This window comes from Shewanella sp. SG41-4, from assembly GCF_014164505.1.
Lineage (GTDB): Bacteria > Pseudomonadota > Gammaproteobacteria > Enterobacterales > Shewanellaceae > Shewanella.
Window position 1 is genome coordinate 1 of sequence record NZ_JACJFI010000188.1, and the last position, 8,673, is coordinate 8,673.

An 8,673-nucleotide genomic window follows, 5' to 3' on the forward strand; every position below is an offset into this window, starting at 1 on the left:
TAACGGTTTTGGTTTGGTCACCGATATGTATTTGATAGCTTCACTCCATTGACCTGTTTGTACTTCGGATGATGTGCTTGCATATTTCATACGAGCCTTAATTTTTAATGCAGTTTCTCCTACGACTACATTGAACTTTGTATCACCTAAAGCCCAAGTTTCACCATTATCGAGCGACCACTCAACAATAGTGTCTAATTGCGGTTCTTCACCATTATCCAGTGCAGATAACTCAATATCCTGACCAGATATAGCTTGATTAGTACCGTCAATTTTTAACTTTGGAATGTCATAACTAATCAAAGTCACTTCGTCCGAATTTGTAATAACACCCGTTTCTTTATTCGTTAACACAGCACGAACCTTGATCGTTTCAGGACTTGTTGATTTGATTGATATGTACTGGCGGTCTGCAAACTCATCATCAGTAACCCACTGCCCTGTACTATCTACAATTTGCCAATCAATATCACCCAACACTCTAAAGTCATCATAAGAAGCTGTATCAAATCGAATATCAAAATTCGCTGGCACTCTAGATTGGACCAGTCTTGAGATCACTTGACCTTCTACCGCAGTCCCCTTAACAACGGTAATGCTTCTAGGTGTAGAAATACGCTCCACAACAATTTCAGGATATGGTGATTTAGCCTTAGCAACAGCATATACCGCCTGGTTCCGTTCAAAAATAATGTTGGCATCCAGTCCGATAGTGGCTATACCATCAGTTCCCGCCTCAACGACTTCAGTTATTGGTTCGTAAACTTGACCGTTCTTGAATGCCAAATAAACATCCCAACCATCACCCATGGTTGCTACATTATATTCAAACAAGCCAGTAGCATTATTGCGAAGACCTAGCTTAACGGAGGCGTAAATCGTGTCCGTTGAAGCGTATTTAGGGCTATCCAATTCCATCAACACTTGCATGTAAGGATGTGGCGTTACCACTAAATCAAAATCTTTCTGAATATTGATTTCTGGTGCTAATCGATAACTTGCTTTTAATGTGTAACCAATTTTATTCCACAACACTGAATTACCTAACTTTTCTGCGTATGCGGAAAATGTTTGGATTTCTCCAAATGGTAATTGATTATGTTTGTAATACTTTTCATCTCCATTTTCATTGCTTAGAGTGACATCTACATGCGCTCTGCTTGATTTACCTGTATATCGTCCAAGTAAAGTATCGTTAATGGATACGCTATAAACCCCATCACTTAATTTTAATTTTTCATCTAAATCAAGTGTTAGCGGTAATGGCTCGGTTGATTCGAATTCGACAGTTTCACTTCCAACTTTCCCTACGCTACCGGTTTTGTTAACGATATAAGCATCATAGGATAATTGATGTTTACCTAAATTTTTAACGGCTCCCGATACTGCTGATTGGTAAGACGTGACCAACGTGCTTAAGCCTTCTGGTAATTGAGTCCACTCAATATAACAAGCGTAATTGTTGTCATTAGATGCCAAGGTTGCAGCCGCTTTAGTTCCATATAAATCACACCGAACTCCCCGAGTGCGATTAACGGCAAGCGCCACATCTTCTACTTTTTGAATTACTGTGACGGGTTTGTAACTCAAAGCAAATGCGATTTGTAGGTAGTTAAAAGGCATTGAAAGAGTAGATATATTTCCATTACTATCTTCCGCCTCAACTTCCATAACTTATGATTTGTTCGCATCCAGCTCGAAGCCTTCACTCGTGAGCATTTTGAAATGAGCATCACTATTGATTGTGATTGCATCACGGCCATCAATTTTAATGCTCTTGATTTCAGTGTCACCAGTCAGACCGTTATGTGCTACAACCATTACATCATCAAGCATATTAATGGTTTGGGCTGAAGAAAGTTGCTCAATAGAGCGACTCTTGTGCATAACTTTAATTTGTGGCAATGGTCTAGATACAAAGACGTTTTCATAAGTGGTTGTCGATTCATTATTGTATGAATCCTTGGCAACCACTTTTACGGTATATTCGCCAGGTGTTAGGGAACTCATATCAAAAGGATACGCGCTCGCCTGCCCCTCGGAAACAACTGACTTATTCGTTAATGTTTGCAAATCTGAAATAGTGTTTGGAATGTCAAAACTAATTTCTTGTCCATTAACGTTCAGTTTGTTTACGCTTTTGGTTCCTTCATTTGCAGTAAAGAACAACTCTACTTTGGATGGCCTCCACCAAATTTCAGTGCTATCCAATTCTGAGCGTTGATTGCTTACGCCAACGGCCCCGGTCCCACCCGCGACAACAACAGGGAAACTTAAATCACTATTGACAACTGGTTCGTCCTCAAGCGTAGGATTAAATGTCGTAAATACAATATTCGGTCCACGGAAATCATGATGAATAACCCAGTCCTTTTTTGTCTGTTCTTCATCTGGCCAGCCGCCAATCTTACTATTGGCTTTAATAATGTAGTTACTGTCTGTTTGAAGCGATGATGGTTCACGCGTATATGAAATATTGCTATAAACTATACATGAGTTGGCTCCCACAGGGACTTCGCACGAACCGACGCCATCTACTGTCAAAGTTTGTACATAGTTTCGAGGCTCTACTAATAACGTCGTCATCGATAACTTGCTTGACGCGCTATAATTGTACATTTCGAATCCTTTCAACACCTTACTCATTAATCGAGTTGTGATGTCGGTTAATAAAGGTTTTTCTGGTTCATTAACATTTAAAGCTATTGAACCTGAAGAAATTTTAAATTCGTCTAATGTCGAACCATTGAACCCATATAGTTCATATCCAGCCGATTGAACGCCAGATTTCTTAAATATCCCCGTTAATTTTTTACTGTCACCACTTATACCATCAGGTAAATCTGTCCATTTGATATAACAAGGTACATCACCTTTTTTTATCACGCCTTGAGCCAAAACCTCAGAATCGACTAAGCGACATCCAGTAAGATCATCTAATGGTATTTCTGATATTTCACTAACAATCGCGTCAAATGTATCCTTGGCTACTTTGATAGTTGATAGCTCAGTTTTAATATCGCCTTCAAAAGTTTTCGACTCTACTCCAGAAGCGTATCCAAGCGGGAGCTGATCTACATATTTACATTGATTGCCTTGAACGGTGTAAGGTGCATTACAGCTGTCTGTAATAGGTATCTCTTGTTTTAAAACACAGTTTAAGAACGTTTCAGACATACCTGATGGACAGTAATCATACACAACACTGACCGTCTTATTGTATTCACATTGGCCATCTTTCGATGTGTAACCTTCTGGGCAACTCGATAATACAGATGATTTTTCTATGCCTTCACATTGGTATGTTGTTAAGTTCAGCGTCATTCCTGCTTCGCACGTACAAGATGCATCCACAATAGTAGAAGAACACTTAGGCGCAGCGAACACATCTTTAACACACTCTCCACCTATGAGTTCATATGACGCGCTACAACTCTTAACTAGTGGCGTTGTATCAATAAATACGCAAGACTTAGCATCTGTCGATTTGATAAAACCTACCGGGCACGTACCAACTAAATTAGAGTTAGTTACTTTCTTACATTGTTCATCTGATACCTTATTAAATGAAGGATCAGCACAGACCCAACTTTCAGTTTCAGTTAATAACAACGAACAACTAGAACCTGATAATGAATACTTAGGATCATTACACTTATATATATGATTATTAGTTAATACTTTCTCACATATTTCCGTGGTTGAATTCGGAGTATACGAAGAGTCTGGACATGACAATGAATATGCGCCAGTTTGGTACCAACTACATGAACCGTCATTGTTATCAGTATAATTCTCTGGACAAGTCCATCCATTATCTCTGTTTTGTAGTTGGGTACACGAACCATCATTATGATTATCATAGTAATCAGGGCAAGTGTAAGCATAAGTTAACGTATCTATAGAATGGCAAGATGAACCTGATAGTGTCCAATTAGCATCGCAAGACCATGTGTTTGCGGTATTAACGACCTTACTACAGACAGAATTATTGCGAGTATAATCTGCTGGACAGCTATAGCTAAACGCCTGAGTTTCTAGCAGGCTACAAGTTGACCCACTTAGCGAATAACTGGCACTTGGGCAGCTCCACGTATTTGCTGCCGTTTGAAGTTGTGAACAGGTACTGCCACTTAGGGTAAAATTTGTAGGGCAGCTATAGCTAAACGCCTGTGTTTCTAACAAACTACAAGTGCTTCCACTTAAGGTGTGACTGGCACTTGGACAGTTCCACGTATTTGCTGCCGTTTGAAGCTGTGAACAGGTACTGCCACTTAGGGTATAATTTGTAGGGCAGTTATAACTAAATGCCTGTGTTTCTAGCAGGCTACAAGTTGACCCACTTAGCGAATAACTGGCACTTGGGCAGCTCCATGTATTTGCTACTGTTTGAAGCTGCGAACAGGTACTGCCACTTAGGGTATAATTTGTAGGGCAGTTATAGCTAAATCCCTGTGTTTCTAGCAGGCTACAAGTTGACCCGCTTAGCGAATAACTGGCACTTGGACAGCTCCATGTATTTGCTGCCGTTTGAAGCTGCGAACAGGTACTGCCACTTAGGGTATAATTTGTAGGGCAGTTATAGCTAAATGCCTGCGTTTCTAGCAGGCTACAAGTTGACCCACTTAGCGAATAACTGGCACTTGGGCAGCTCCACGAATTTGCTGTATTTTCCTGTTTTGAACACGAATTTCCATTTAAAGAATAACCTGTGGGGCAGTCATAATAAAACGCCTGCGATAGAATCTGACTGCACGAGCTCCCACTTAGTGTATAACTGGCACTTGGGCAGCTCCATGTGTTTGCTACTGTTTGAAGCTGTGAACAGGTACTGCCACTTAGGGTATAATTTGTAGGGCAGTTATAACTAAATGCCTGTGTTTCTAGTAGGCTACAAGTTGACCCACTTAGCGAATAACTGGCACTTGGACAGCTCCATGTATTTGCTACTGTTTGAAGCTGCGAACAGGTACTGCCACTTAGGGTATAATTTGTAGGGCAGTTATAGCTAAATGCCTGCGTTTCTAGCAGGCTACAAGTTGACCCACTTAGCGAATAACTGGCACTTGGACAGCTCCATGTATTTGCTACTGTTTGAAGCTGTGAACAGGTACTGCCACTTAGGGTATAATTTGTAGGGCAGCTATAGCTAAATGCTTGAGATTCAAATTTTTCACAATTGTCTGAAGAACCATTTAAGCTGTAACCCGTAGAGCACGTCGCAGATACAGTAGTTACACTTTGACAAGTACCATTTACCAAAGTGTGACCGGATAAACATTGCGATGGCGCAGCTCCTGGTACGTAACCGCAAGTCCCCATCGAATCAAAACCTTTAGAGGAACCGGAACAATTATCAGGAAGAATTTGGTTAGTTTTTGTTATCTCGTTATAACAGCTACAAGCACCGTTTTCAAAATCACAAGCCCCCCTATTATTTTGGTATTCATATAAATCACACGCATAACCAAAATACTTTGTATAACAAAGCCCATCTAAACCACTTTTAGTTCCAGTTGGACAAAATGGTGAATATGTGGCTATTGATTGGCAAAGATCAGTAGAAGAATTATAGCTGTATCCTGAACCACAAGTTGGGGCTTGAGCTAACGTTCTTTCACATTGATTATTTGTAGCCGAGTATGTGTAACCAGACGCACACACTTTGCTAGCCGTTTGAGTCACTGTTTTTTCACAACGTGAATTAGCTGCTGAATAGGTATATCCGCTAGCGCACACAGCCGAGGCTGCTGATGTGGTGGTTTTCTCGCAACGATTGTTTGTAGCAGAGTAAGTGTAACCCGAAGCACACACTTTGCTAGCCGTTTGAGTCACTGTTTTTTCACAGCGCGAATTAGCTGCAGAATAGGTGTAACCGCTAGCGCATACAGCCGAGGCCGCTGATGTCGTAGTTTTCTCGCAACGATTATTTGTTGAAGAATAGGTATAACCTGACGCGCACACTTTGCTTGCTACTTCAGTTACCGTTTTTTCGCAGCGTGAATTAGATGAAGAATAGGTATAGCCACTAGCACATACTGCTGATGCAACTTGAGTTATTGTTTTTTCACAACTATCGGTTAAAGATGTGTAACTATATCCAGATAAACAAGACTTGCTTGCTGCTTGAGTAAGGGTTCGTTCACAGCGTGAATTGGTTGCAGAGTAGGTATAACCGCTAGCACATACTGCTGAAGCGTTCTGGGTTATTGTTTTCTCACATCGATTATTTGATGAAGAATAAGTATAGCCTGACGCACACACTTTGCTTGCTGCTTCAATTACTGTTTTTTCGCAGCGCGAATTAGCTGCTGAATAGGTGTAACCGCTGGCGCACACAACTGAGGCTGCTGATGTGGTGGTTTTCTCGCAACGATTGTTTGTAGCAGAGTAAGTGTAACCCGAAGCACACACTTTGCTAGCCGTTTGAGTCACCGTTTTTTCGCAGCGTGAATTAGCTGCTGAATAGGTGTAACCGCTGGCACACACAACTGAGGCTGCTGATGTGGTGGTTTTCTCGCAACGATTGTTTGTTGAAGAATAGGTATAGCCAGACGCGCACACTTTGCTTGCTACTTCAGTTACCGTTTTTTCGCAGCGTGAATTAGCTGTTGAATAAGTGTAGCCTGACGCGCACACGGCTGAGGCCGCAGATGTTGTGGTTTTCTCGCAACGATTGTTTGTTGTTGAGAATGAATATCCATTGGGACACACTTTGCTAGCCGTTTGTGTTACCGTTTTTTCACAACGGCTATTCGCGGCTGAATATGTATAGCCGCTGGTACACACCGCTGACGCAGCTGATGTGGTTGTCTTTTCACAGCGATCTGTCCCTGAATTATAAGCGTATCCTGTTACACATACTTTAGAAGCGGTTTGAGTTAAGGTCTTTTCACAACGCTTATTTGCTACAGAATAGGCGTAACCTGCACTACAAACTGGATCTGCATCTTCAGTCAATGGCTTTTCGCAACGATCATTTGCAGAGGAATAGGTATACCCTGTCGCACAAACTTTAGAGGCAATTTGCTCTACGGTCTTTTCACATCGTTGATTTATTACTGAGTAAGCGAAACCTGTTGCGCAAGTTGGCGTCGCCACTGCGCTTAGTGTTCTCTCACAAATCTTTGATGTCGCGTTATACGAAAATCCAGATAAACATTCAAAATTCACATTTTGAGTAATCGTTTTGCGGCAATCATTTGTTGCGGCCTGATAACTATAGGAACTATCAGGGCAAGTCTTAGATGCGGCTTCTACGATAGTTTTTTCACATCTTTTATTTTCTTCGGAATAGGTATAACCAGTTGAACATTTAACGAGAGTATCTTGGAATTCGGTCTTAGTGCAGGTTCCATCTTTGTTGCTCACGTACCCACTTGGGCAGCTGACTTTTGGTATTTCTGTTTGCTTAGTACATTTCGTGACGTCACCTGAAATAGCCCAATCATCACCAGGACACGTGTAAAGTAAACTTGTTGTATTTACCTTTTGACACGTACTTGTCGCTGCATCCTGAGTATATGAGTCTGGACAAACCTCAGCTGTAACTTTCGGAATTTCTAACGTGTAATGGGATAAACCAACAATGTTTGACTCTGCCGGATTAAATGGGATTTTTAAGGCTCCCCCAGTCAATGAAAAATCTTGAACAATTTTAAGCGTTTCTCCCGGCTTTAGAGTTTTACCTTGAATGATGATGCTTGAAACAGCATCACTCGCTAAGGTGACTCTTATTTCAGTCAAACCTTGTGCGACCTTGCCGTTGGAATCGGTTATTGGTGAAGTTTCTAGAACGGTTACCGGCACATTAGTTCTATCAAGCACTAACTTGTCTAATGCAAGCGCCTTTATTTCGGGTAACAGTGTGGCTGTGTTGCTAGAGGCATAACTCACTGGGATAAAACCCAACACCGTTATTAATGCCAAAAATCTCATTAATCCGTTCATTTAAATCTCCGCGATAGACTATTCCACGGATTATTTTACTTAACTGTTTACCTAGTTTTGTTTGGTTCAGAGGCTTTTTAGGACGCGCTATTTATTTTTTTGCTTTTCTTCGGTTGCTGGATTTGGAAGTAGAGTGAAAATAGAAAGAAAGACAAATAGGAGTAATCATGTTTCACGATAACAACAGTATCTACTCAACAGCACATTTTGATGAGCCGCCAGTTCAAGCATATGAGCATACCGAGAACGGATACCATAATCATGAATCATATCAAGAAACAAACAATCCACGATACAGTGGTGCATTCAGTGAATTTTACTCATTAAAATGTCACGGTACAAAAGCTGCTATCGAACTAAAACCGTCTATCACTCGAAAGTCTCAGTGGGAAACTGTGATGCTAGAGGCAGCTAATGCAACTGGTCCAAAGCAATTTAATTGGTCTGATAAAACCTCAATACAAATTACAAAAAATGAATTACCTCATGTCATTGGTATGCGTCTAGCGAAGTACACCTAGCATCGATGTTCTGATTGTCTAAAAATACCTGCTCAATGATAAATTTGGAGCAGGTGATGAAAACATACAGAACAACGACTCAGTGGCAGATGCTACTTCAACAACGCGGCTCGTTTAGTGGCACTAATATCGAATTTTGCCAACACCATAATGTCTCTATCACCACTTACTATAAACAGCGCGCTTTACTGGCTGAGTATCA

At 41.0% G+C, this 8,673-nt stretch carries 3 protein-coding genes; 1 reads left to right on the plus strand and 2 read right to left on the minus strand.

Features of this window, described 5'->3' with window-relative positions; all coding sequences use genetic code 11:
• Together H5202_RS15335 and H5202_RS15340 are read right to left on the minus strand one after the other, a co-directional pair.
• The coding region (locus H5202_RS15335; protein ID WP_182772843.1) for a hypothetical protein at positions 1–1,671 on the minus strand (1,671 nt) is incomplete at its 3' end.
• Between the two features lie 3 nt (positions 1,672–1,674).
• Entirely contained in the window at positions 1,675–7,950 is a 6,276-nt protein-coding gene (locus H5202_RS15340; RefSeq protein ID WP_182772844.1) for an Ig-like domain-containing protein, read from the minus strand.
• A gap of 167 nt (positions 7,951–8,117) precedes the next feature.
• Between H5202_RS15340 and H5202_RS15345 the strand changes: the two genes are divergently transcribed.
• Positions 8,118–8,471: a hypothetical protein gene (locus H5202_RS15345; protein ID WP_182772845.1), complete on the plus strand. Its 354-nt coding sequence runs from the start codon at positions 8,118–8,120 to the stop codon at positions 8,469–8,471.
• Positions 8,472–8,673: the final 202 nt, after the last annotated feature.

Excerpts from the sequence above, each read along its gene's own strand:
- H5202_RS15340 (WP_182772844.1), bottom strand. The coding sequence starts at position 7,950 with ATGAACGGATTAATGAGATTTTTGGCATTAATAACGGTGTTGGGTTTT.
- H5202_RS15345 (WP_182772845.1), top strand. The coding sequence starts at position 8,118 with ATGTTTCACGATAACAACAGTATCTACTCAACAGCACATTTTGATGAG.